This is a genomic window from Arthrobacter sp. 10L424 (assembly GCF_056395325.1).
Window position 1 is genome coordinate 610,172 of the sequence record NZ_JBFTJH010000001.1, and the last position, 24,289, is coordinate 634,460.

Genomic DNA, 24,289 nt, shown 5'->3' on the forward strand with positions numbered 1-24,289 from the left:
AGCCGCGCAGGCCTTGAACCTTTGGAGGGTTCAAGGCCTGCGCGGCTTTGTGTACGGCGGTAGGTGTGCCGTATCCGGACGCTACGCGCCCAGGGTGGCAGCCGCCACGGTGGGCATGGTCGGCGAGGCCGAGCCGCCCGTCGGTTCCACCGTGATGCCCAGGGCTGCCGCAGAGCTGATGCCCTTGACGACGGCCGGCTTGGACAGCGCTTCCGCGTCCATGAGCCCCTGGGACACCGGAGCCGAGCCGTCCTTGGGGATCAGCCACATCTGGTAGACCTTGCCGGGCGGAGGCGCCGGGACGTCGTTCATCTTGACGACGATTGCGTCCTTCGACGGCGAGACGGACACGGTGGCCGTGCCGCCGCCGGTGACGTCGACCGTCGCCTGCCGCACGTCGCCGGCCTGCAGCACCTGGTTCAGCGGATCATTCTGGTTCGCAACGTAGGCGCCGACGCCGACTCCGCCCAGGGCGATGATGGCTGCGGCAGCGATGCCGACGAGCCAGTTGCGCATGCCCTGCGGCCGGCGTCGTTCGTCCCGGCGCTTGCGGGCGGCACCGAGTTCGTCGGTGACGGAGAGCTCCGTCGTCTCCCGGACAGGCCGGGCCACGACCGGCGGGGCCGCCGTCGGCTCCTGTCCCGCGTGCATGCCTGCCACAGCTGCCGTGTCCTGGGCGGGCAGGGAAGCCATGATCCGGTCCAGCAGGCCCGAAGGCGGCTCTTCCTCGGCCGTGAAGGTGGTGGCAAGCGTCTCGCGGGCCTGCCGGACGCGCTCGTCGAAGGCGGCGCGTTCGGCCGCCGGAGCCGAGGCGAGGTACTCCTCGATGGCGGCACGCTCGGCGCCGTCCACGGCGTTCAGGGCGTACAGCTCGGCGAGGTCAGCCGCGCGGCCCGAGGAAAGGTCAGTGGCGATCTCGGCTGCAAAGCCGGCGGGGACGCGGCCGTTGTTGTGTGCGTTCATGTCAGTCATCTCAACTCACCCCCAGACAGGTCTTCAGCCGGATTAGTCCGTCGCGGATGCGGGACTTGATGGTGGGCACCGCAGCATTGAGCTTCTCTGCGACTTCCCGGTAGGTGAGGCCGCCGTAGTAGGCAAGCCGCACGGACTCCTGTTGTGTATCGGTCAGCGTCTCCAGGCAACGGACCACAGCCTCGGCCTCAAGCCGGCTGCCGACCTCATCCGAGACGGAATCGTGGTCGATGTCCTGGCTGCTGGCGCCGTATTTTGCTTCCCGGTCGGTGGACGACTGGGAGGAACGGACCTTGTCCACGGCCCTGCGGTGCGAGATGGTCATCAGCCAGGCGAGCGGGCTCCCCGCCTCGGGATTGAACTTGGCGGCGTTCTGCCAGACCTGGAGGAAGACCTCCTGGGTGGTGTCCTCGCTGAGTTCCACGTCGATCAGGACCCGCCGGGCCATGCCGAAGACGCGCCGGGACGTGAGTTCATAGAACTCTGCGAAGGCTGCCTGGTCACCGCGGGCAATCTGTTCCAGCAATGCGCCGAGCCTCCGGTTTACATCGGCTGAAGTGCCCGGGGGAGCGGTGGCCTCGGGATTCGGGGCGTTGGGAGTTTCCATCACCTTCAAGCATAAGGTGCCTGCCGGCGATCGCGGGTCAGGATGGTCTCTTCGGGGGGCGTGGCCGCCCGCGAACCGACGGTCTGTACGCCTGTCTACCTGCAATGTTGTCACCTGCCGCTCCTCGCTCCCTTCCCCGCCCCCGGCTCCCGTTGGCTCACTGGGCTTCATAGGTGATTCGGGGCAGCGCGGGACCCGGATGGGCGTAACGCGGGACGAATTTGCGGAGGCTAGAGCTTGGCGCCGTCGAATCCGTTCTGACGCCAGGCCTCGTAGACGGCGATCGAGGCTGCATTCGCGAGGTTCAGCGAACGCAATGAGGGCAGCATCGGCAGGCGGACACGGGACGTGACATGGGGATCGTGTTTGAGGTCCTCGGGCAGGCCCACGGATTCCCGGCCGAACATGAGCACGTCACCGGGACGGTAGCTGATGTCCGTGTAGGACGCCTCTCCGTCGGAGGTGAAGGCGAAGACGCGGTCCGGTGCGAGGGCCGCCCAGGCCGCGTCGATGTCCCGGTGGACAGTCACGACGGCGAGGTCGTGGTAGTCGAGGCCGGCCCGCCGCAGCTTCGCGTCGGAGAAATCGAAGCCCAGGGGCTCGACGAGGTGCAACTCGGCGCCGGTGATGGCGGCCAGCCGGATCGCGTTGCCCGTATTGCCGGGAATTTCTGGGGTGTGGAAGAGGATGCGGAACACTGTCCCATCCTAGCGAGCCTGCTAGTGCATCCCGCGCAGCAGCCGGGCAAGCACGGGAACGATGACGGTGTTGGGGGCCGGGCCAGAACTGAGGAACTGCTTGAGGCCGCGCGCCAGCCCGGCGGCGTTGACCACCTGGACGGTCTCGTGGGTGCCGGAACGGCGGTGCCGGTCGATTACCGGTTCGTGCAGGTTTCCGTCGGTGCTGTGGACCACGGTCCAGCCGGTGACGTTGAGTTCCGGAAAGATGTCCTGCATCCGGCGCACCACGTGGGCCAGCTGGGGCGGGGCGATGGACCGACCGCCGTGGGTCAGGGCGGCGCCGTTCCAGGCGTAGGCGCCGGGCGGCAGCAGCATGGAGCCGATGACCGCCATGCGGTAGCCGGAGAGCACCACATGGTCGATGTGGCTGTTGTCCGCCGGGGACTGCAGCCCGTTGATGAGCCGGGCGGCCGGGATGGCGGGGAGGACCTGCCGGCTGATGAGCTGCACCGTCCGCATTTCCCGCTGGATCCTTGCCTCAGCCCCGAAGATGCCCCGCTTGCGGGGCAGCCCGTGGACCTGCTGTACGGCCAGGTCCTTCGGGATCAACGGCACCTCGCCGGTCCCGGCGTACTGCTCGAAGGACGGGACGTAGACCGGCGCGTCGGAGGCCGTGTTCCGGGGGGTGTTGGGACGCCGGACATTTGCTGACGCGCGGCTGCCGGCAGCCGGGGCATCAAAGTGGGCCCCCTCGTCGGCAGGCGGGGATGCGAAGGCGCCGCGGCCGCCGCCGTAGGAACGGTCGTAGTCGGCCCGGCTCTTGGCGTCGATCAGCGTCTCATAGGCGAGGGTGACGCGCCGGAAGGCAGCCGGGTCGCCGCCGTGGTCCGGGTGCGCGGTGCGGGCGGCCTTGCGGTAGGCCACCTTGATTTCCTTGTCCGTCGCCGTCACGGGGATCCGGAGGACCTGGTAATGCGAGCTGTTGCCCTGCGTCAAGCAAGAATCCTTTGCCTCGATGGTGCCAGCACAGCCTGGACGTCCGGCCTGGCCAGTTTAACCGGCTAGGGGAAGAACGCGCGCACCGGCACGGAAGGTTCCCGGCGGCTGGCATAATTCAGCGCATGCTTATCGCCCTTGCCGTCAACCCGCGTGCGTCCTTTGGCCGCGGGCTGCACGCCGGCACCGAGGCGGCCGCTCATTTCGAGGCGGCCGGGGCCGACGTTCTGCTCCTCTGCGAGGACAACTACGCCGCGCTGGCAGCGTCGGTGGACAAGGCGCTGGCCTCAGGCGTGGACGCCCTCGTTGTGGTGGGCGGTGACGGAATGGTCCACCTCGGCGTCAATGCGCTCGCCGGATCGGGCATGCCCTTCGGGACGGTCCCGCTCGGGATAGTCCCGACCGGGACGGGGAACGATATGGCGCGGGCGCTCGGCGTGCCGGTCCACGACATCCCCGCCGCCTGCGCGAAGGTGCTCGCGGCTCTGGACTCCGGCGGGCGGCTGATCGACGCCGGACGTGCCTCTTCCGGAGGGGCATCCCGGTGGTTCGCCGGGGTGGTGTCCGCCGGGTTCGACGCGGCCGTCAACGAACGGGCCAACGCCTGGCGGTGGCCCCGCGGCAAGGCGCGCTACCACTTGGCCATGCTCCGCGAACTCGCCTCGTTCGGGGCCATCGACTACACCGTGACGGCCGACGGCGCGACCTGGCAGCAGGGCGCGATGCTCATTTCCGTCGCCAACGGCCAGTCGATCGGCGGCGGTATGAAGATCACGCCCGACGCCGTGCTCGACGACGGCTTCCTGGACCTTTTCATTGTCAGCCGGCTCTCCCGGACAGGCCTGCTGAAGGTCTTTCCAAAGGTCTTTTCCGGCGGCCACCTCGGCCATCCGGCAGTGCACATCCGACGGGTCCGCAAGGTCGAGCTGTCGGCGGACAACGTGGTGGCCTACGCCGACGGGGAACGGATCGGTCCCTTGCCCCTCACCATCGAGGTGGTTCCCGGGGCGGTTCGCGTCCTGGCGTAGCCCGTCGCCGCGGGGCGCAGGGGACGGGCCTCGCCGTGGCGGGAGTCTAGAATCGTGCGGAGGCCCGGACGGAAAAGCGAACGGGCATGGCGACATTGGGGCGGGGGCATGGAAAACAGGCTGGAATCCGGGGCCGCGGCAACGGCCGTCACTCGCACTGGCGGCGGTTCCCGCCTGGCCCGCCGCGCGAGCCGTGCATTCTTGGCGGGCGCCGTGGCGGCGGCGCTTGCGGGCTGCAGCGTCGGCATCCCGGACCCCTCCGCCCCCAAGACGGCACCGGCGGCCCCGACCCTCGCCACCCCCACCATCACGCCCGGCCACGACGCGGCCGCCGTCGCGGCGAAGGACATGCCCTTCACCGCCGGCGGGAACCTGGCCGCCGGGGCGCCCATCCAGCTGTCCGACGGGCTGCGTGACGCGCCCGGATGGAAGCCCATCAAGGAGAACCTGGCCGGCGCGAGTGAATATGTGAAAGACGACGGCTGTGTGGTCTCCGCGAAGGTGCGGACCAACCAATCAGCCCTTGCCGTCGACGGGGACGACAGGGCATCCACGGAGGCCCTCTTCCAGTACCTGGACGCCAGCATCCTCCCGGCCTACCTGGAACCGGCGGCCCTGCGCTGGGGCGGCGAGCCCGGCGGGCCCGCCCCGGCGGTCGAGATGCTCGTGTTCAAGGGCGGCGAACGGTCCGGCGCCAGGGCCACCGCGATCTACGCCCGGCTGTTCAGCAGGCCGGACTCCTCGGTGTATCTCTCCGTTTCCTGCCCCGACGCCGGAACCCTTGCTGCGGCACGGTCCGAGGCCGAGGCGCGGATCGCCGTCGTCCCTCCGTCCGACTGAGACCTCCGTCCGGCTGGGACCGCCGTCGGCATAAGTCAGCCGGGAACCGTTCACCCCTGCCTGGGCTGCGAGAGCCGGTTCAGGGCCAGCGCCCCGACCAGCAGGCCGAAGTCGCGCAGGGCCACGTCATAAAAATTGCCCAGGATGATGAGGTTGACGATGATTCCGAGGAGCCAGACCGCCACGAGCAGCGAACCGAACCGCGGCTTCAGTGCCACCGCCAGGCCGGCGGCGATCTCCACCACGCCGACGACGTACATGATGGTCTGCGCCGGCAGCGGCACAACATCTGTGACCACAGGCGCCAAATACATGGTCCAGTCGGTGAGCAGGTTGGTGAACTTGTCCAGGCCGAACAGCACCGGGGCGACCGTAAAGACCGTCCGCAGCAGCAGGAGGGCCTGGCGCTCGGGAGCCGAGGCAAGGGGCCTGGCGGGCGAGGCAAGGGATGCAGAGGATTTCATCATGACTCCTTCTAAAAATGGATAATTTGATTTTAGAATGTAACCAGTAGTTAAGCAATGAATCTTGTTTTTAGAGTTAGGCTGATTCCATGATCCGAGCCCCGTGGAACCGCAGGATTGCGGCCGTCGCCTCCCTGGGGGACGAGAGCCGCCGGAAGCTGTTCGACTACGTCGCGTCGGCCGGGCGTGCCGTCAGCCGCGACGACGCCGCCGGTGCCCTCGGTCTGCCCCGGAGCACGGCGTCCTTCCAGCTGGACCGGCTGGTGCAGGACGGGCTCCTGACCGTGGAATTCCGGAAGCTGGGCGGCAGGGGCGGGCCGGGGTCCGGCCGCCCGGCCAAGCTCTACCTCGCCGCCGTCCGGGAGGTCGCAGCGTCCGTGCCGGACCGGAACTATGACCTGGCCGCCGAGCTGCTGGTCTCAGCCATCGAGGAATCAACCGCCCGCGGCGGTTCCGCCCGCGAGGCGCTGGTGCGGACAGCCCACGCGCGGGGGCTGGCGGCAGCCCAGGCCAAGGTGGCCCCGGCCGGGCAATCGGATGCCCGGGCGGGCGCCGGGGGAGCCGACTTTGCCGGGTTCCTCGCCGCGGAGGGCTACCGCCCCGAGGACGACGGCGAAGGCGGCCTGGTGCTGCTCAACTGTCCCTTCCACCGGATCGCCGAAGGGCACACTGAGGTGGTCTGCGCCATGAACGGCGCGTTCCTGGGCGGCGCCGCAGCCGGCTGCGGCATCGACGCGGACCGCGTGCAGGCCCTCGCCATCGACGAGCTTCGCGCGCAGGGCGCCGCGCTGCCGGCACAGTGCTGCGCCCGGATCAGGCCTTAGGGGCCTGGGCGTTCGAAGCGGTGCTGGGAGCAGGGCCCGGCGCGGCAATCGCCGGAGGTTTGGTCTGCCCCCTCAGCCCGGTCAGCAGCACCCCGGCGATCACCAGCACGCCGCCCGCGATCTGGACCAGGGTGAGCGGTGTCCCCATTGCCACGGTGATAACCGCCGTGAAGACCACGATGAGGTTGAGGTAGTTCCCGGCGGTGCCGGACGGGGTGGTCTTCAGGGCAAGGTTCCACAGGAGGTAGGCACCCAGGGACGGGAAGACCACGATGTACGCCAGAGACCAGGCCTCGGCCGGAGTTTCCGGGAGCCTCACATTCGTGGCGAGGGCAAAAGGTGCCAGCGTCACGGCCGCAATCGCCACCTGGACGGCGGTGGCCGCGATGGCGGGAAGTCCCAGCCTGCGCGCGATGATCGTGTAGCAGCCCCACACGAAGATCGCGCCGATCATCAGGAGTTCACCAATGTTCAGGGACAGGCTGATCACGCGCTGCAGCTCGCCCCGGGTCAGCACCAGCAGGACGCCTAGCAGGCCAAGGCAGATGCCCAGCCAGCCCAGGCGGGTGGTCCTCTCACCGGTCAGGACCATCGCCAGTACAACGATCAGGGCCGGGTTGGCAGCGGTGATCAGCGAAGCGTTCATCGCGGACGTGTGGCCGAGGGCCCCATACAGCAGGAGCGTGTAGCCGCTCATGCCCAGCACACTCAGAAGCAGCAGCACCGGCCAGCGGCGCAGCACAGCACGCCAGTCCGGCTTCTCCACGAAGTGGGCCAGCAGCAGCAGCGGCACTGCGGCCAGCGCCCAGCGCCAGAATGTCAGGTCCATGGGCGTCATTGAGGCGACGGCAGCTTGGGCAACAATAAAATTCCCGGACCAGAAGAGAGTGGCCAGGACGAGGTACAGGGACGCTTTCACCGCTCGAATGTACACCAGGGCAGCAGCGGGCCCGCGGGTAGAATTACCCTGTGCCCGTATACCTTGATCATGCAGCCACCACGTCCCTGGCCCCGGAGGCCCTGGCGGCGCTGACCCGTGAACTGGCCCGGACCGGCAACCCCTCTTCCCTGCACGGATCGGGCCGCCGCGCCCGCCGCGCCGTCGAGGACGCCCGCGAGGTGCTGGCGGTGGCGGCCGGGGCGCACCCCTCCGAGGTCATCTTCACCTCCGGCGGCACGGAAGCCGACAACCTGGCCGTGAAGGGCCTGTACTGGGCCCGGCAAGCCGAGAATCCCGCCCGTACGCGCATCCTGTGCTCCGCCGTCGAACACCATGCGGTGCTGGACACCGTCGAATGGCTTGAGCGGCACGAGGGTGCCGAAGTGTTGTGGCTGCCGGTGGATGCGGACGGCGTCGTGGACGTTGCGGTGCTGGCCGCCGAGCTCGCGCGGGACCCGGGCTCGATCGCCCTGGTCACGGTGATGTGGGCCAACAACGAAGTCGGCAGCGTCCAGCCGATCGCGGAGATCGTCGAACTGGCCCACCGGGCCGGCGTTCCGGTGCACTCCGATGCGGTCCAGGCCTTCGGCTCGGTGCCCGTGGATTTCCGGGCCAGCGGGCTCGATGCGATGTCCATCTCCGGGCATAAGATCGGCGGTCCGGTCGGCGTCGGCGCGCTGATGCTCGGCCGCGCCGTGAAGCTGACCCCCGTCCAGCACGGCGGGGGACAGGAACGCGACGTCCGCTCCGGAACCCTGGACACCGCGTCCATCGCAGCCTTTGCCGCCGCGGCCGAGGCGGTCACCACCAAACTTCCGGAGGAGGCGGCGCGCATTGCCGCGCTCCGGGACCGGCTGATCGACGGCGTCCTGGCGGCGGTGCCGGACGCCGTGCTGCGCGGCGCCCCCGGCGCAGGGCGGCTGCCGGGCAGCGCCCACTTCACGTTTCCCGGCTGCGAAGGCGACTCACTGCTGTTCCTGCTCGATCTGGCAGGGGTCGAATCCTCCACCGGTTCGGCCTGTACAGCGGGAGTACCCCGTCCGTCCCACGTGCTGCTGGCCATGGGACTGGACGAGGATGCGGCCCGGGGCGCCCAGCGGTTCAGCCTTGGGCATTCCTCCACCGAGGCCGACGTCGATGCGCTGCTGGCTGCCCTGCCCGGCGCCTACACCCGCGCACGCCAGGCCGGCATGGCCGGCCACGAGTCCAGCATCCAGACCGCCGGGACCGTCGCCCGCCACACTGCCGCGAAAGGTTAGGCTTCCGGCAGCAGGCTGTCGAGGGGGACATCCGGATCGGCAAGGGCTGCCGGGTCCACTGCGGTCTTCGCCGAGACAAGCTGCTTGATCATCTTTTGCGGCTTGCCGGAGCGCGGCCAGTTCACGCTCATTCCCGCGACCACCCGGCTGTCCCGCTGCCAGAACGCGAGGAACTCCTTGCCCTCGAGGGAGCCGCGGATCGTGGGCGGCCCGGAGACGAGTGCCGGGAAGCCGGAGTACTCCATGCTGACGTCGAACTGGTCGGTGTAGACGTAGGGAACCGCATCCAGCACGGCGTCCTGGCCGAGCATCGCCCGGGCCGCCACTTTGCCGCCGTTGAGGGCATTGGACCAGTGCTCGCTGCGGTGGTGCTCGCCGGTGAAGGGATGCAGGGCGTTGGCGACGTCCCCGGCGGCAAAGATTCCGGGCGCAGACGTCCGCAGCGAGGCATCCGTGAGGATGCCGTTCTGCAGGGCGACGCCCGCCGCTTCGGCCAGTGAGACCTCGGGGACGACTCCGACGGCGATGATCACGAGATCCGCGGGCAGGACCTCCCCGGCATCCGTGACCACGCCGGTGACCCGGCCCGACTGTTCCCTGATTTCCGCAGCCGAGGCAGGGAGCCGGAACCGGACGCCGTTCGCCTCGTGCAGCCCACGGAAGAACCCGCCCAACTCCCGCCCGATCGCCGCGCCCAGCGGAACCTCCTCCAGCCCCAGCAGGGTGACGGAGTTTCCATAGGCGCTCGCCGCCGCGGCGAGCTCCATCCCGATCCAGCCCGAACCGATCATCACGACGTTCCGGCCGCCGTCGGCCAGCGCGGCGCGCAGGCGGCGGCTGTCGTCCACGGTGCGGAAGGTGCTGACCCCCTCCGCGTCGCTTCCGGGCAGCGGAATGCGCCGGGGACGTGCGCCGGTGGCCAGCAGCAGGGAGCCGTAGCCCAGGGTCCCGCCGTCCCGGAGGTTCACGCTGCGGGCGGCCGGATCAATCCCCGTGACGGTGGCACCCAGCCGCAGTTCGACTCCGTTCTCTTCGTACCAGCCGCCCGGAGCCACGGGCAGCGCATCGTCGTCGGCCTTGCCCAGGAGGTATTCCTTGGACAGCGGCGGGCGCAGGTAGGGATGGTGCCGCTCCTCCGCCAGCAGGATCACCGGTCCGCCGTATCCTTCCGCGCGGAGGGTCTTGGCAGCGGTGGCGCCGGCGAGTCCGCCGCCCACGATCACAATGTTTTCGGAGGCCATCATGTGCTCGATTCCTGCGGCTGCCGGCGCAACCGGGGCCGCATGTCGCGGGAGGTGCATCTAAAAACGATATTTTTGACTTTAGAATCGCCACCGACTGCCGTCAAGGTCTTTTGGGTGAGGATTCGGCGTGGCGATAGAATGGGGCGGCAGGCATTGTGCTATTTCTGCGTCCAGCAGCCGCCGGTGCCGGCAATAACCCCTGAACCCCAAAGAAAGTCAGTATGCGAGTTCTTGCAGCCATGAGCGGCGGCGTCGATTCCGCCGTTGCCGCAGCCCGCGCCGTCGAGGCGGGACACGACGTCGTCGGCGTCCACCTTGCGCTGTCCAGGATGCCCGGTACCCTGCGCACCGGCAGCCGCGGCTGCTGCACCATCGAGGACTCCCGCGACGCCTGGCGCGCCTGCGACGTGCTCGGCATCCCGTACTACGTATGGGACTTCTCGGAGCGCTTCAAGGAAGACGTGGTCCAGGACTTCATCGACGAATACGCCGCGGGCCGCACCCCGAACCCCTGCATGCGCTGCAACGAACGGATCAAGTTCGCCGCGCTGCTGGAAAAGGCCATCGCCCTGGGATTCGACGCCGTCTGCACGGGCCACTATGCCAAGGTGATCAGCGACGCCGACGGCAACCCGGAACTGCACCGTGCCGCGGACTGGGCCAAGGACCAGAGCTACGTCCTGGGCGTGCTCACGCACGAGCAGCTCAAGCACTCCATGTTCCCGCTGGCGGACACGCCGTCCAAGGCCGAAGTCCGCGCCGAGGCGGAGCGCCGCGGCCTGTCCGTGGCGAACAAGCCGGACAGCCACGACATCTGCTTCATCCCCGACGGCGACACCGCCGGCTGGCTGGCCGAGAAGATCGAGATGACCACCGGCGACATCGTCGACGAGTCCGGCGCCAAGGTTGGCGAGCACCCCGGCGCCAATGCGTTCACGGTCGGGCAACGCCGCGGGCTGAAGCTCGGCACCCCGGCAGCGGACGGCAAGCCGCGCTTCGTGCTGGAGATCCGGCCGAAGGAAAACAAGGTCGTCGTGGGGCCCGAGGCACTCCTCGCTATCGACGAGATCCGCGGCATCAAGGTCTCCTGGGCCGGCCTGCCGATCGCGGAGATCGACACTGGCGAGGAATTCGACTGCTACGCCCAGGTCCGCGCCCACGGGGATCCCGTGCCCGCCACCGCGCGCATGGAAGGCGCGGCAGGGGCCGGCGACCTCGTGGTCACGCTGACCGAACCGCTGCGCGGCGTGGCTCCCGGCCAGACCGTTGTTCTGTACCAGGGCAGCCGGGTGCTGGGCCAGGCCACGATCGATGCGGCGCGTTCGCTGCAGCGGGCCGCACTCTGACCCTCCCGATATCCGGCGGCCGTACCAGGCCGGCGACCAGGCCGCACACCGTTGGTGTGCGGCTTTTTCGTTTGCTGCGCGGGGGCGGGGGCCGCGCGGAGCAGGCGAGTGCGGAGTCTGTGCGCCTGCCGAATTTCGGGCGGAATTACTGAAGATAGTGATGAGTTGTGCCCGTTCGTGTAAATTTTGTGTCTCATCTCACAGGATGTAACGATTCACCTACTGATCGTCTGGTTGAATCGAGGCATCAGGACAGTGTTTCTGCCCCCGAGTCCTCTTAGCGACTTCCGGGCTGCGCACTAGTACTCATCGAACAGAAAGTTCACAGATGGCAATGAACAAAAAGGCCCTCAAGAGCGCCATCGCGCTCGCCGGGGTATCCGCCTTCGCGCTGACCGCCTGCACCGGCCCCTCCGGTGGCGGCACGGCCACCGGCAGCGCCGCCGGTGGAGGCACCATTACGTACGGCACCACCGACAAGGTTGTCACCCTCGACCCGGCCGGCTCGTACGACGCCGGCTCCTTCATGGTGATGAACCAGATCTATCCGTTCCTGCTCAACTCGAAGCCGGGCACCGCGGATTCTACCCCGGACATTGCCGAGTCGGCCTCCTTCACGAGCCCCACCGAATACACCGTCAAGCTCAAGCCCGGCCTGAAGTTTGCCAACGGCCATGCGCTGACGTCCTCCGACGTGAAGTTCTCGATCGACCGTGTGGTCAAGATCGCCGACGACAACGGCCCGGCTTCGCTGCTCGGCAACCTCGAATCGGTCGCCGTCAAGGACGACTCCACCGTGGTCTTCACGCTGAAGGCCGGCAACGACCAGGTCTTCCCCGGCGTCCTCGCCGCCAACGCGGGTCCGATCATCGACGAAGAGGTCTTCCCGGCCGACAAGCTGATGACCGACGACGAAATCGTCAAGGGCAAGCCGTTCGCGGGCCCCTACACGATCGAGAGCTACAAGAAGAACGAACTCGTCAGCCTCAAGGTCAACCCGGACTACCAGGGCCTCCTCGGCAAGCCGGCCAACGGCGGCGCCACGATCAAGTACTACGCCGATCCCAACAACCTCAAGCTGGACGTCCAGCAGGGCAACATCGACGTCGCCGGCCGCAGCCTGACCGCGACCGACGTCGCGGACCTGGAAAAGGATGCCAAGGTCAAGGTCCACAAGGGCCCGGGCGGCGAGCTGCGCTACATCGTCTTCAACTTCGACACCATGCCGTTTGGTGCCAAGACTGCTGACGCCGATCCCGCGAAGGCTCTGGCAGTCCGCCAGGCCATGGCCGACGTCGTTGACCGTGACGCGATCGCCAGCCAGGTCTACAAGGGCACGTACCTGCCGGCCTACTCCGTCGTTCCCGACGGCTTCGTCGGCGCCATCCAGCCGCTGAAGGAAATGTACGGCGACGGAAGCGGCAAGCCCAGCCTCGACAAGGCCAAGAAGGCCTTCGCCGACGCGGGCGTCACCGGTCCCGTCACCATCAAGCTCCAGTACAACCCGGACCACTACGGCAAGTCCTCCGGCGACGAGTACGCCATGATCAAGGAACAGCTGGAGAAGTCCGGCCTGTTCAAGGTTGAACTGCAGTCCACCGAGTGGGTCACCTACTCCAAGGACCGTACGGCCGACGCCTACCCGGTCTACCAGCTCGGCTGGTTCCCGGACTACTCCGACGCCGACAACTACCTCACCCCGTTCTTCGTCCCCGGCAACTTCCTGAAGAACCACTACGAAAACCCCGCCGTCACGGACCTCATCAGCAAGCAGCTGACCACCGTCGACAAGGCAGAACGCGAAAAGGTACTCGGCGAGGCGCAGACGGCCGTCGCCAAGGACCTGTCCACGCTGCCGCTCCTGCAGGGCGCCCAGCTCATGGTCGCAGGCAAGGACGTCAAGGGCGTAGACCAGACCCTGGATGCTTCCTTCAAGACCCGCCTTGGTGTCATTTCCAAGTAGGTCCATTCCCCATCCGGTTCTGACCAGCCAACGAGGCGGGGCGCCCACACGGCGTCCCGCCTTTGGTGGTGATACAGGACAACAGCTTCCGCAGCCCACAAGGCTTTCCGGAACACACACTTAGGTACCAATGACAACACTTATCGAGGCACCGCCGACCGACGGTGAAGGCCTCCTGCCGATCAAGAAGAAAACGTCCGGTGGGGGACTGGGCCGCTACATCCTGATCAGGTTCTTCCTGATCTTCCCGACGATTCTCATCCTCGTCACCATGGTGTTCTTCCTGATGCGCACCACCGGCGATCCCATTACGGCTGCCCTGGGCGGCAGGCTGCCGCCGGAACAGCTCCAGGAACGCATCACAGCCGCCGGTTATGACCGGCCAATTCTGGTGCAGTACTTCGAGTACCTGGCCCAGCTGATCACCGGCAACTTCGGCACCACCCTGTCCGATAACCGCCCGGTCTCGGAGATGCTCCTCACTTACGGCGCGGCCACCCTGGAACTGACCCTCAACGCACTGCTGGTGGCCCTGGTCGTCGGCATTCCGCTGGGCCTGATCGCCGCCCACCGGCGCGACAAGGGTCCGGACGCCGGGCTGCGCGTCTTCGCGATCCTCTGCTACGCCACGCCGGTCTTCTTCTCCGGGCTGCTGTTCAAGCTGACATTTTCCGTCTGGCTGGGCTGGCTCCCGGTCGCCGGACGTGCCACGCCCGCCAATGAGCTGGCCCTGACCTCGCTCGAGTCACCCACGGGCATTTACTGGCTGGACGCCATCCGCAGCGGCAACATGGCCGCCCTGGCCGACGTCATGGCGCATGCCGTGCTCCCCGCACTCGCCCTTGGCCTGCTGACCGCCGGCATCTTCCTGCGCCTCGTCCGGACCAACGTGATCGGCACGCTCGGCAAGGACTACGTCGAGGCCGGCCGTTCACGCGGTGTCAGCGAATACCGTCTGGTCACCAAGCACGCCTACAAGCCGGCCCTCATTCCCATCATCACCGTGATGGGACTCCAGATCGCCGTGCTGCTGGGCGGCGCGGTGCTGACCGAAACCACCTTCGAATGGAAGGGCCTGGGCTTCCAGCTCGCGACCTACCTGACAGCCCGCGACTTCGTGGCCGTCCAGGGCATCGTGGTCCTCCTGGCCGTGATCGTGGCTATTACCAACTTCTTCGTGGACATTCTCGCCGCGCTGATCGACCCCCGCGTGAGGTACTGATATGAGCACCACTGCCGTTAGTGAACCCGTCAAGGATCCCCGAGGGCCTTGGTTCCGGCGGCTGCCGGTCATTTCGCACTTCAATAAGAGCGTCGGCCTGCAGCGGGGCATGCTTGTGGCCGGGCTGATCCTCACCGCGGTCTTCCTGCTGACCGCGATTTTCGCTCCCCTGATCGCGCCGTTCGGCTTTTCGCAGATCTCCGACGCCGAGGGCAACTTCCCGTCGCAGCAGGCACCCGGCGGGCAACACATCTGGGGCACCACCGTGGGCAGCTATGATGTCTTCTCCCGCGTCGTCTGGGGTGCCCAGACAGCCGTCCTCGTGATCATCGTGGCCGTGGTCATGTCGATCTTCATCGGCGTGGCCCTGGGCCTGGTCAGCGGCTACATCGGCGGCTGGCTGGACCGGACCCTCGTGGTCATCGCGGATGCCATCTACGCGTTCCCGCCCCTGCTCGTGGCCATCGTCATGGCGATCGCCATCAGCGGCGGCCGGTCCAGCCTCTGGGGCGGCATCCTCGCTGCAGCAATCTCCATCACGGTGGTTTTCATCCCGCAGTACTTCCGCGTCATCCGGGCCGAGACCATCCGGCTCAAGGCGGAACCGTTTGTGGAATCGGCGAAGGTTGTGGGCGCCTCCAACATCCGCATCATGCGCCTCCACGTCTTCAAGAACGCCACCCGCACCCTGCCCCTGATCTTCACCCTCAATGCCTCCGAGGCCATCCTCACGCTCGCCGGCCTGGGCTTCCTGGGCTTCGGCATTGAGCCGACGTCGGCCGCGGAGTGGGGTTTCGACCTCAACAAGGCCCTGGCGGATACTACGTCCGGCATCTGGTGGACGGGCGTGTACCCCGGCCTCGCAATCGTGCTCACCGTCCTCGGACTGACGCTCGTCGGCGAGAGCATCAACGACCTCAACGACCCCCGGCTGCGGGGCCGCAAGAAGGCTGTCTCCGGCAAGGGCGGCCCGGACTCCACCACCGGTGCCCAGGCCGCACTCGAAGCAGAAGTGAGAAGTTCATGACCATCAACATCGACAAGCAGGGCACCGGCACCGGCGCGGGCCCGGTCCTCGACATCGACCACCTCAAGGTCACCTTCGCCACCGACGCCGGCGATGTGTATGCCGTCAAGGACGTCAGCCTCGAGGTCAACCCCGGCGAGGTCGTCGCGATCGTGGGCGAATCGGGCTCCGGCAAGACCGTCACCGCCAAGACGATCCTTGGCCTCCTGCCGGAGACCGCGATCAGCTCCGGGGCGGTGCTGATCAACGGCAACAACGTCATCAGTGTCAGCCCGGCGAAGCTCCGGGAAATCCGGGGCCGCGACGTGGCCATGGTCTTCCAGGAACCGTCCACGGCACTGAACCCGGTCTTTACGGTTGGCTGGCAGATTGCCGAAGGCATCCGCTCCCATGCCCGCCACGGGGGAGGCGGCAGCATCAGCGCCAAAGAAGCCAAGACCCGCGCCATTGAGGCGCTGCGCAAAGTGGGGATCCCGGACGCCGAAACAAGGGTCAACTACTACCCGCACCAGTTTTCCGGCGGGCAGAAGCAGCGCGTGGTCATCGCCGCGGCTTTGGCCCTGAACCCGGGGCTCATCGTGGCCGACGAACCAACCACAGCGCTGGACGTTACCGTGCAGGCCGAAATCCTCGAGCTCCTGCGGGATCTCCGGGACCAGTACGGCACTTCGATCGTGCTCATCACGCACAACATGGGCGTGGTGGCGGACCTCGCCGACCGCGTCGTCGTGATGTACCAGGGCGACGTCGTCGAAGAGGCAACCTCGCGGGTGCTCTTTGCCGAGCCGAAGCAGGATTACACCAAGAAGCTCCTGGCTGCGGTGCCGCACCTGGGCAGGAACTCCGCTTCCGAAGGCATGATGGAGCGGGCGCACCAGGGCGGCGAGGTGCTCGTTGAGGCCAAGAACCTCACCATCGAGTACCCGGGCCGGCTGGGAAGCCCCGCTTTCAAGGCCGTGGACGGGGTCAACTTCACTCTGTCCGCGGGCGAGGTTTTCGGCCTGGTGGGGGAGTCGGGCTCCGGCAAGACAACGATCGGGCGGGCCATCGCGGGCCTGAACCGGACCACCGGTGGCAGCCTGAACGTCCTGGGCTACGAAATGCTCAACCTGAAGGAGCGCACGTTCAAGCCGCTGCGCAAAGAGATCGGGTTCGTGTTCCAGGATCCGGCGGCGTCCTTCAACCCGCAGCTGACCATCGGCGACTGCATTGCCGAGCCCCTGGTCATTCACACCAAACCAACCCCGGCCGAGGCCAGGAAGCGGACTAGGGAGCTGCTGGAAGCCGTGCAACTGCCGGCCGCCTACGCCGACCGGTTCCCGCATGAGCTCTCCGGCGGGCAGCGGCAGCGTGCTTCCCTCGCGCGGGCGCTAATCCTGAACCCGAAGCTGCTCATTGCCGACGAGCCGACGTCGGCCCTGGACGTTTCGGTCCAGGCCGTCGTGCTGGAACTGTTCAAGGACATCCAGGCCGAATTCGGCTTCGCCGCGCTGTTCATCAGCCACGACCTCGCCGTCGTCGACATCCTGTCCCACTGGGTCGGTGTCCTCTACAAGGGCAAAATGGTGGAGCAGGGTCTCGGGAACCAGGTGATGGGCAATCCGCAGCACGAATACACCAAGAAGCTGATTGCCTCCCTGCCGGTTCCGGATCCGGACGAACAGGCCAGACGCCGGCAGGAATTCCGCGCAGTCCTTCACAGCTGAGCCGTTCCGCAAGTTATCCAAGGGACATGCCCGCCGTTCGCAACCTACGGCGGGCATGTCCCTTTCCGCACCCCGGAGACGGGACGGAAGTCGACTCCCGGCAGGCCGTCCACGCCCGCTTAACAGCAGAAGTGATTAACGCCCGTGCCCCTAGACTGGACCAATGACCGAGCAGAACCAGACTAATCCTGACGCCGATTCCTATGACCCCGGGGCCAGCTCGCTGGCCGGTCAGGTGGATCCCGCGGTGATGGCGGAGCTGTTGTCGATCCGCTCCAGCATTGACAACATCGATGCCACCCTCGTCTTCTTGCTCGCCGAGCGCTTCAAGGCCACCCAGAAGGTCGGATTCCTGAAGGCAGCCCACAAACTTCCCGCCGGGGACCCCGGCCGGGAAACAGCCCAGATCGCGCGGCTGCGTCGCCTTGCCGCGGAGGCCCACCTGGACCCGGCCTTCGCAGAGAAGTTCCTCAACTTCATCATCGGCGAGGTCATCCGGCACCACGAGGCCATTGCCGAGGACCATGAAGCGGCGCTGGCCGCCGATCCCGGGGCCACCAACGCCGTGCGCCAGCCGACCGCCGGCGAAGTCCCCGGCGCCGCAGGCCCGACCGTCTCCGCCACCGCCTAGCCGTGGCCGGACCCCAAGCAGCGCAGCCGGAACAGGTCACCGCCACCGCCCTGGGCACCTGGCCCGGCGAGGACCCCCTCGAAGCAGCGCGCATCATCCGCGGCGAGCTCGGCAGCCCGCACCTGCCATTCCTGGCCGAATTGCCGGACCGGGGCGTCGGTTCCGACGCGCTCGGCCGGACAGCGTCCCTGTTGGTGGACCTCGCCGTGGACGTCCAGCCCCACGGCTGGCGGATCGTGGACCGTCCCGGCAAGGATTTCCGGCGGGCGCATTCGGCCCTGTCCACCGACATCAACATCCTTGCCGACGTCATCGGCGCCGAGGACACCCCGGCCACGGACATCAAGGTCCAGCTCCGCGGCCCGCTCAGCCTTGCCGCGGGCCTGCACCTCCACAACGGCGAGCGTGCGCTGATAGACCATGGTGCCCGCCGCGACCTCGCGGCTTCGCTGGCCGCCGGCGCCGGCGGCTACCTCAGCCGTGTGGCTGCCGCGGCCCCCGGGGCTCGCATCGTGGTCCAGATCGACGAGCCGGAGATCGCCTCGGTACTGGCCGGCACCATTCCCACCTCCAGCGGCTACCGGACCCTGCGCTCGGTGCCGGGCCGGGAAGCCACCGACGCCTGGCAGCTGGTCATAGACGCCCTGCGGGCGGCCGGCGCCGTCGAGGTGGTGGTGTCCGTCCCGGAAGTCGAGGCGCCGTTCGAACGGATTTTGGCGGCCGGCGCCGACGGGATCGCCGTGCCCCTGCGCGCGCTGACGTCCCGGCAGTGGGAACAGCTTGCCGGCGCTGTGGAGTCAGGTAAGCGGCTGTGGGCCGGGGCGCTCGACGTCGCCAATCCCGCCGCTGCGCTGCCCCGCGTCGCCGACGTCGTGGAGACCGTCTGGCGGCCGTGGCGCCAACTGGGCCTGCCGGCGTCGACCCTTGGCGCCTTGCGGGTCACGCCGTCCGACGGGCTGTACGGTCATTCGCCGTCATCCGCGACGGCGGTGCTGGGGCGGCTGACCCAGGTCGCCGACGGCCTCAACCAGCTCGCGCTCGGCTAGCTGCGGGCTTCCCAGCGTTCGGGCCGGGCCCGGTCCGGAAGGTACCCCGGGGCCGACTGGCCGTCCGGGTACGGTTCCAGCCGGTAGTCGAAGTGCCCGGCATAGACGAGGACCAGCCCCAGCTGCGGCTGGATCACCTTCACCTGGATCCGGTGCTTTCCGGCTGGGCCCTCCTCCGGAGCCCACCACTGTTCGGCGTACGCTTTGGCATCAAGGGCGGCCGGCAGGGGAATCCGGAGCGGGCCCAGGAACAGCCGCGACGCCTCCGAAACCCCGCGCAGCCTGCCGCCGGCGGTGACGCCGAGGTTGAGGTCGGTCACGAGCCGCCTGTACCGCCCGACGTAATCCACCAGACCGTGCCGGCCGCCTGAATCATCGAAGCTCGTGGTGTCGTGGAACAACCGCGTGGTGCCCGGGAAGAAGATTTCGCGCCGGGCGGTGAGGCTGGACCGCCCGAACGGGTCCAGGTGGGCATGATTCTCGATCCGGAAGCGGATGCCCTCCCCATATTCCGGGAAGAACGACTCCTCGCCGGCGGCGAGGCGCAGCAGCGGGCGCAGCCATTTCTGCCGGCAGCCGACGACCTCGAACACGCCCTCGCCGACGCCGTAGCGGCCGGATCCGGGAGCGAGTGAGAAGTACTCCTGCAGCTCCGGCTGCAGGAGCGCAAAGTCCGCGCCGAGCGCAAGCTGATAGATCGGGGTGCTCACAGAAACCTCCTGGGTTGCCGGCCTGGTGCCGGGTTCCTGCCTACAGCCTGCGGCACAAACGGGGGTTTGTCATAACCCCGGCTGCGGCGTCGAAGTGCGGTCCGGGCGCCGGCGGCGCCATGCCCGGGCACCGCCGAATACGACAAAGCCATTTCAATAGGGGAATATATACATATGAAGGCACGCATTCTGGTAGTGGACGATGACGAGGCGCTGGCCGAGATGATCGGTATTGTGCTGCGCAATGACGGGTTCGAGCCTGTCTTCTGCGCTGACGGCGGGAAGGCCCTGGAAGTTTTCCGCGCCGCCAAGCCGGACCTCGTGCTGCTTGACCTTATGCTTCCGGGCATAGACGGCATTGAAGTCTGCCGCCAGATCCGCGCCGAATCCGACGTGCCGATCGTGATGCTCACCGCCAAGGCAGACACCTCCGACGTCGTCCGTGGCCTCGAGTCCGGCGCTGATGACTACGTCCCGAAGCCGTTCAAACCGGCCGAGCTCGTCGCCCGGGTCCGGGCCCGGCTCCGGCCCGGCGACCAGAAGGCCCCGGAGACGCTGCGCATCGCGGACGTCACGATCGACGTCGCAGGACACCTCGTCAGCCGCGGCACCGAGCGCATCTCGCTGACACCGCTGGAATTCGACCTGCTGGTGGCACTGGCCCGCAAGCCCTGGCAGGTCTTCACCCGGGAACTCCTCCTGGAGCAGGTCTGGGGCTACAGGCACGCCGCCGACACGCGGCTGGTCAACGTCCACGTCCAGCGGCTGAGGTCAAAGATCGAACGTGACCCCGAAGCCCCCGAAGTTGTATTGACGGTCCGTGGTGTCGGCTACAAAGCAGGTTCCTGAACCGTCGGACCGCCGCCCCGGAAATGGTCCGGCGGGCGCACCCGCTCAAGGGGCCGCTCCGAAAAGTGCTGCCCGCGCATCGGTTGATCTCCGCGAGCCTGGCCTGACCGTTCCCGCCGCCGACGCGCCCGCTTCCGTCGCGCCGGCTACCGACGCACCCAGTGCCGACGCACCCGCTGCCGGCACGCCGACGGCGGCCCCGGAGCCGGCCGCCGTCGAACCCGAAACAGCCGATGCCGATACCGCCGACGCCGGCGCGTTCGCACCCACAGCCGCTGGGCACCACGACGGTCCCGCCGGCTGGCATGCCGTGGGCTTCCAGACCAGGATCTGGGTTAAGCGCGCCCGGATTGTGGGCGTGCGCGTGGCGAGGCTGGTCCGGATGGGAGCCACCCGCCTGCTCCCCGGAATCCGCTACCTGCTCCGTTCACTGCACAGCAAATGGCGGCGGTCGATGCAGTTCCGGACCGTGCTGACGACGCTCATGCTGGCGATCATGTCCTTCGCCGTCGTCGGCGCGTACCTGTCGAACCAGATCGCCAACAACCTCTTCCAGGAACGGCTGGCCCAGGCCGAGTCGGAGACGCGCTACAACGTCAAACAGGTCCAGGACACGTTCGACGGCGCCCAGGTCACCGATCAGTCCAGTGTCATTACGCTCGTCTACGACACGCTGAACGCCGTCGAGGGCCGCGGTTCGGTGATTCAGCGGCGCTACGTCTTTGAGGCCATGCCGGAACAGACCAAACCCCGCAACCGCTGGGTGGAGTCACGGGCCTCGGACCAGCTCACCATCAGCGTCATTCCGACCGACCTGCGCAAGGCCGTGCAGGATTCGGGCAAAGAGCAGTTCTGGGCATCCACGGAGTTCCCGGTGGGTACCGAAGACCGGCCCGGAATTGCCGTCGGCAACAAGGTCACCTTCAACGGCACGGTCTATGAGCTCTACCTGATCTATGACCTCAATACGGCACAGAAGACCCTTGACGAGATCCAGAACGTGCTGCTGGCCGGCGGCGCGGTCCTGGCGCTGCTGATTGGCGCCGTGGCCTGGTACGTGACCCGAAATGTCGTCAGCCCGGTCAGCCACGCCGCTGTCGTGTCCGAGAAGCTCGCGGCGGGGCAGCTGCAGGAACGTATGGTGGTCAAGGGCGAGGACGAGGTGGCGCGGCTGGGGGCCTCCTTCAACCACATGGCCGCGAGCCTCCAGGAGCAGATCACGCAGCTTGCCACCCTGTCCCAGATGCAGCAGCGGTTCGTTTCAGACGTCTCCCACGAACTGCGTACTCCGCTCACGACCGTGCGGATGGCCGCCGAAGTCCTCTACGACGCACGCGAGGACTTCGACCCGATCAACAAGCGCTCCGCGGAACTGCTCTACAACCAGGTGGAGCGGTTCCAGTCTCTGCTGGCCGACCTGCTGGAAATCTCCCGCTTCGACGCCGGCGTCGCCACGCTCGACGCCGAACCCGGCGACGTTGTGCAGCTCGTTGCGCACGTGATGGAAGGCGTTGCCCCGGTGGCGGCCGAGTACGGCTCCGACGTCACCCTCAACGCGCCCCGGGACAGCATCATCGTGGATATGGACGACCGCCGGATCGACCGGATCCTGCGCAACCTCATCCTGAACGCGCTGGAACACGGTGAGGGCCGCCCGGTGAACATTTCCGTGGCCGCCAACGGCAACTCCGTAGCCGTCGCAGTCCGGGACCACGGCATCGGCATGACTCCCGCGGAAGCGGCACGCGTGTTCGACCGTTTCTGGCGAGCTGACCCGGCCCGGGCGCGCACAACGGGCGGCAGCGGACTCGGCCTGTCCATCGCCGCCGAAGACACGAAACTCCACAACGGCTGGCTCCAGGCCTGGGGAAGCAAGGGCAGCGGCGCGAACTTCCGCCTCACCCTCCCGCTGCGCCAGGGGGAGACCATCACGAAATCGCCCCTCCAGCTGGAGCCGGTCGACGTCGGACTCCACGGCACGGGAAGCGAACGCACCATGCTGCTGCTGGACCCCTCGCCGGCCCCGCGCGTTGACGGTGCCGGCAAGACCGGTACCGGAACCACGGACCCCGGAAAAACGGGCACCGGATCAACGGGAACCGGAACGAAGGAGGGGTCATGAACGGTGCCACTCGGAAGACCACCCGTGCCGCGGCCGCGCTGCTGGCGGTGCTGTTGTTCCTGCTGACGTCCTGCGCGCAGATCCCGCGCTCGGGCCCGGTGGGAAAGAGCACTGACGAGAGCGCGGGGAACCCCAACAATGCCCCCGTGTTCTTCCCGTCCGCACCCCGTGCAGGTGCCGGGCCGGAAGCGGTCATCGAGGACTTCTATCTCGCCGGCAGCGGCTACGAGGACGACTACGCGGTGGCACGCCAGTACCTCACCCAGGCGTCGTCAGTGACCTGGAAACCCGACCAGCGGGTGCTCGTCTTCCGCTCCGCGCGGGTGGTGCCGACCGGCGTCGAAAACGTCTTCAACTACGAGCTGGACCTGTCCTACTCCGTGGACGCGGACGGTGTGGCCACCCAGCTGCCGGAGGGGACCAAGGAAAACATTCCCGCCACGCTGACCAAGGTGGACGGTGAATGGCGGATTGCCGAACTCCCGGACGGCACGGCGATCCCGGAGGAGACCTTCAAAGTCATCTACGGCGCCTATCCGATCTATTTCTATGACCCCACGTTCACCTACGCCGTGCCCGACGTCCGCTGGTTCATCAAAAAGAAGACCGTCAAGGCCATGACCAGCGCGCTGCTCGGCGGCCCGGCGCCGTACCTCAAGGGCGCCGTCGTCAGCGCCTTCCCCTCAGGCATCAAGCTGGCCCGCGAGTCGGTTCCCGTGGTCTCCGGCGCTGCCCAGGTGGACCTCACGGCGAAGGACCTTGTGGAGGCTTCCAACGAGGACCGGCTGCGGATGCAGACCCAGCTTGCCCTCACTTTCCGCAGCCAGCCGGATGTCATCAACGTCGAGTTGAGGGCCAACCAGGACCTGGTGCGCGTGGAAGACAACGGTTCGGTCCTCCCGCCGATCCGGGACAAAAACGTCCCGGCCCGCCAGATCGCCGTGAGCAACAACGATCTGGTCCGGTATGAGAACAACAGGATCTCGCCGCTTCCGGACATCCAGCCAGTCTCGTCCCTGTCGCCGCGGGCACCGGCGGAGTCGCCCGTCTCGCAATCCGCGGCCTTCCTCAACGCCGGACGCGGCACGCTGTACTCCGTCGTGCCCGGCCAGCCCGCGAGGTCCCTCACCACCCGCGCCACCCTGACCCGCCCCTCCTTCGACCGGTACGACTGGGTCTGGACGGCCGGGCCGGGAGCCAACGGCGCGACGGAACTGGTCGCCTACCGGCCGGCCGGCGTGGCCGAAGGCACCAGCGTGCCCACTGTGACGGTGTCGCCGGCGTGGCTTTCCGGACGGACGGTCAAGGAATTCAAGGTCTCCCGCGAGGGCACCCGCGCCCTCGTCATCACGGAGCAAAACGGCAAAACGAAAGTCCAGATAACCGGCATCGTCCGGGCAGCGGACGGAACGCCCAAGGACCTGACCGTGCCGATGACCCTCCTCGCGTCGAATGACCCGGATCAGGGCGTGTGGGTGGACGACTCCACAGTGGCTGTGATGAAGGGCTCGCCAAGCGACGCCGTCGCCCCCGAGCTGCTGTTCCTCACCTCGTCGCAAACGCAGAAGCTGGCGCCCTGGCCCGGACTGACCGCGCTCAGCGCGGGCAACGGCGGGGAAGAAATCTACGCCCAGTCGACGGAAGGCATCTTCCAGCGGATCGGCAACGGATGGTCCCCGCAGCTCAAGGGACCGATCGATCCGTCCTACCCGGGCTAGCGCTACCACCGGGTACGGCCGGGACCCTTTGGCTGCCGTGCCCGGCCGGTGCGGGGCGGGTCAGTGCGTGGCGGCTGTCCACATGGCGCCACCGG

22 protein-coding genes are annotated in these 24,289 nt (G+C 67.7%); 14 read left to right on the top strand and 8 right to left on the bottom strand.

Annotated features, from left to right (window positions below):
• Positions 1-81: 81 nt before the first annotated feature.
• From AC1DC5_RS02860 to AC1DC5_RS02875, 4 genes are all read right to left on the bottom strand, one after another.
• Positions 82-972: an anti-sigma factor gene (locus AC1DC5_RS02860; RefSeq protein ID WP_476864108.1), complete on the bottom strand. Its 891-nt coding sequence runs from the start codon at positions 970-972 to the stop codon at positions 82-84.
• A gap of 1 nt (position 973) precedes the next feature.
• Positions 974-1,579 (bottom strand): ECF RNA polymerase sigma factor SigK, encoded by a 606-nt coding sequence (sigK, locus tag AC1DC5_RS02865; protein ID WP_441404539.1) that lies wholly within the window; start codon positions 1,577-1,579, stop codon positions 974-976.
• Between the two features lie 230 nt (positions 1,580-1,809).
• Positions 1,810-2,277: a tRNA (cytidine(34)-2'-O)-methyltransferase gene (locus AC1DC5_RS02870; protein WP_441404540.1), complete on the bottom strand. Its 468-nt coding sequence runs from the start codon at positions 2,275-2,277 to the stop codon at positions 1,810-1,812.
• A 21-nt stretch (positions 2,278-2,298) separates the two neighbouring features.
• The gene (locus AC1DC5_RS02875) at positions 2,299-3,255 is read right to left on the bottom strand and encodes a J domain-containing protein (protein ID WP_476864109.1); all 957 of its coding nucleotides are present in this window, start codon (positions 3,253-3,255) and stop codon (positions 2,299-2,301) included.
• Between the two features lie 125 nt (positions 3,256-3,380).
• Between AC1DC5_RS02875 and AC1DC5_RS02880 the strand changes: the two genes are divergently transcribed.
• Together AC1DC5_RS02880 and AC1DC5_RS02885 are read left to right on the top strand one after the other, a co-directional pair.
• Positions 3,381-4,283, top strand: coding sequence for a diacylglycerol/lipid kinase family protein (locus AC1DC5_RS02880; RefSeq protein ID WP_476864110.1), 903 nt, complete (start codon positions 3,381-3,383; stop codon positions 4,281-4,283).
• Positions 4,284-4,391: 108 nt separating this feature from the next.
• Positions 4,392-5,123, top strand: coding sequence for a hypothetical protein (locus AC1DC5_RS02885; RefSeq protein ID WP_476864111.1), 732 nt, complete (start codon positions 4,392-4,394; stop codon positions 5,121-5,123).
• A gap of 50 nt (positions 5,124-5,173) precedes the next feature.
• Here the strand turns inward: AC1DC5_RS02885 and AC1DC5_RS02890 are convergent, their stop codons facing one another.
• Positions 5,174-5,587 carry a hypothetical protein gene (locus AC1DC5_RS02890; RefSeq protein WP_476864112.1) on the bottom strand — a complete coding sequence of 138 codons (414 nt, stop codon included), beginning with the start codon at positions 5,585-5,587 and terminating at the stop codon, positions 5,174-5,176.
• Positions 5,588-5,676: 89 nt separating this feature from the next.
• Here AC1DC5_RS02890 and AC1DC5_RS02895 point away from each other — a divergent pair, with 89 nt between their 5' ends.
• Positions 5,677-6,411, top strand: coding sequence for a helix-turn-helix domain-containing protein (locus AC1DC5_RS02895; RefSeq protein WP_476864113.1), 735 nt, complete (start codon positions 5,677-5,679; stop codon positions 6,409-6,411).
• On the opposite strand, the gene AC1DC5_RS02900 is transcribed toward AC1DC5_RS02895, so the two are convergent.
• Complete coding sequence (locus AC1DC5_RS02900; RefSeq protein ID WP_476864114.1) at positions 6,401-7,330, bottom strand: DMT family transporter; 930 nt, start codon at positions 7,328-7,330, stop codon at positions 6,401-6,403. The genes AC1DC5_RS02895 and AC1DC5_RS02900 overlap by 11 nt on opposite strands.
• A gap of 50 nt (positions 7,331-7,380) precedes the next feature.
• Here AC1DC5_RS02900 and AC1DC5_RS02905 point away from each other — a divergent pair, with 50 nt between their 5' ends.
• A complete protein-coding gene (locus tag AC1DC5_RS02905) occupies positions 7,381-8,610 on the top strand; it encodes a cysteine desulfurase family protein (protein WP_476864115.1) in 1,230 nt (409 codons plus the stop codon).
• On the opposite strand, the gene AC1DC5_RS02910 is transcribed toward AC1DC5_RS02905, so the two are convergent.
• Entirely contained in the window at positions 8,607-9,851 is a 1,245-nt protein-coding gene (locus tag AC1DC5_RS02910) for an NAD(P)/FAD-dependent oxidoreductase (RefSeq protein ID WP_476864166.1), read from the bottom strand. The two genes, AC1DC5_RS02905 and AC1DC5_RS02910, sit on opposite strands and share 4 nt — an antisense overlap.
• A 224-nt stretch (positions 9,852-10,075) precedes the next feature.
• On the opposite strand from AC1DC5_RS02910, the gene mnmA reads away from it, so the two are divergent.
• The 7 genes from mnmA to AC1DC5_RS02945 all read left to right on the top strand — a co-directional run bounded on the left by mnmA (position 10,076) and on the right by AC1DC5_RS02945 (position 18,795).
• Positions 10,076-11,200, top strand: coding sequence for a tRNA 2-thiouridine(34) synthase MnmA (gene mnmA, locus AC1DC5_RS02915; RefSeq protein WP_476864116.1), 1,125 nt, complete (start codon positions 10,076-10,078; stop codon positions 11,198-11,200).
• Between the two features lie 328 nt (positions 11,201-11,528).
• Complete coding sequence (locus AC1DC5_RS02920) at positions 11,529-13,163, top strand: ABC transporter substrate-binding protein (protein ID WP_441404549.1); 1,635 nt, start codon at positions 11,529-11,531, stop codon at positions 13,161-13,163.
• A 130-nt stretch (positions 13,164-13,293) separates the two neighbouring features.
• Positions 13,294-14,385 (top strand): ABC transporter permease, encoded by a 1,092-nt coding sequence (locus AC1DC5_RS02925; RefSeq protein WP_476864117.1) that lies wholly within the window; start codon positions 13,294-13,296, stop codon positions 14,383-14,385.
• A gap of 1 nt (position 14,386) precedes the next feature.
• On the top strand, positions 14,387-15,412 hold the full coding sequence (locus AC1DC5_RS02930) for an ABC transporter permease (protein WP_476864118.1): 1,026 nt from the start codon (positions 14,387-14,389) through the stop codon (positions 15,410-15,412).
• Complete coding sequence (locus AC1DC5_RS02935) at positions 15,409-17,118, top strand: ABC transporter ATP-binding protein (RefSeq protein WP_441404552.1); 1,710 nt, start codon at positions 15,409-15,411, stop codon at positions 17,116-17,118. Before AC1DC5_RS02930 ends, AC1DC5_RS02935 begins: the two co-directional genes overlap by 4 nt.
• Positions 17,119-17,281: 163 nt before the next feature.
• On the top strand, positions 17,282-17,749 hold the full coding sequence (locus tag AC1DC5_RS02940) for a chorismate mutase (RefSeq protein ID WP_441404553.1): 468 nt from the start codon (positions 17,282-17,284) through the stop codon (positions 17,747-17,749).
• A gap of 2 nt (positions 17,750-17,751) precedes the next feature.
• On the top strand, positions 17,752-18,795 hold the full coding sequence (locus AC1DC5_RS02945; RefSeq protein WP_476864119.1) for a uroporphyrinogen decarboxylase/cobalamine-independent methonine synthase family protein: 1,044 nt from the start codon (positions 17,752-17,754) through the stop codon (positions 18,793-18,795).
• Here the strand turns inward: AC1DC5_RS02945 and AC1DC5_RS02950 are convergent.
• The gene (locus AC1DC5_RS02950) at positions 18,792-19,505 is read right to left on the bottom strand and encodes a DUF4166 domain-containing protein (protein WP_441404555.1); all 714 of its coding nucleotides are present in this window, start codon (positions 19,503-19,505) and stop codon (positions 18,792-18,794) included. The two genes, AC1DC5_RS02945 and AC1DC5_RS02950, sit on opposite strands and share 4 nt — an antisense overlap.
• 174 nt (positions 19,506-19,679) lie before the next feature.
• Here AC1DC5_RS02950 and mtrA point away from each other — a divergent pair, with 174 nt between their 5' ends.
• The 3 genes from mtrA to AC1DC5_RS02965 are packed head-to-tail and all read left to right on the top strand — an operon-like array spanning position 19,680 to position 24,194.
• Complete coding sequence (gene mtrA, locus AC1DC5_RS02955) at positions 19,680-20,354, top strand: MtrAB system response regulator MtrA (protein ID WP_441404556.1); 675 nt, start codon at positions 19,680-19,682, stop codon at positions 20,352-20,354.
• Positions 20,326-22,476: an MtrAB system histidine kinase MtrB gene (gene mtrB / locus AC1DC5_RS02960; RefSeq protein ID WP_476864120.1), complete on the top strand. Its 2,151-nt coding sequence runs from the start codon at positions 20,326-20,328 to the stop codon at positions 22,474-22,476. Before mtrA ends, mtrB begins: the two co-directional genes overlap by 29 nt.
• The gene (locus tag AC1DC5_RS02965) at positions 22,473-24,194 is read left to right on the top strand and encodes an LpqB family beta-propeller domain-containing protein (RefSeq protein ID WP_441404557.1); all 1,722 of its coding nucleotides are present in this window, start codon (positions 22,473-22,475) and stop codon (positions 24,192-24,194) included. The genes mtrB and AC1DC5_RS02965 overlap by 4 nt, the downstream gene beginning before the upstream one ends.
• Positions 24,195-24,289: the final 95 nt, after the last annotated feature.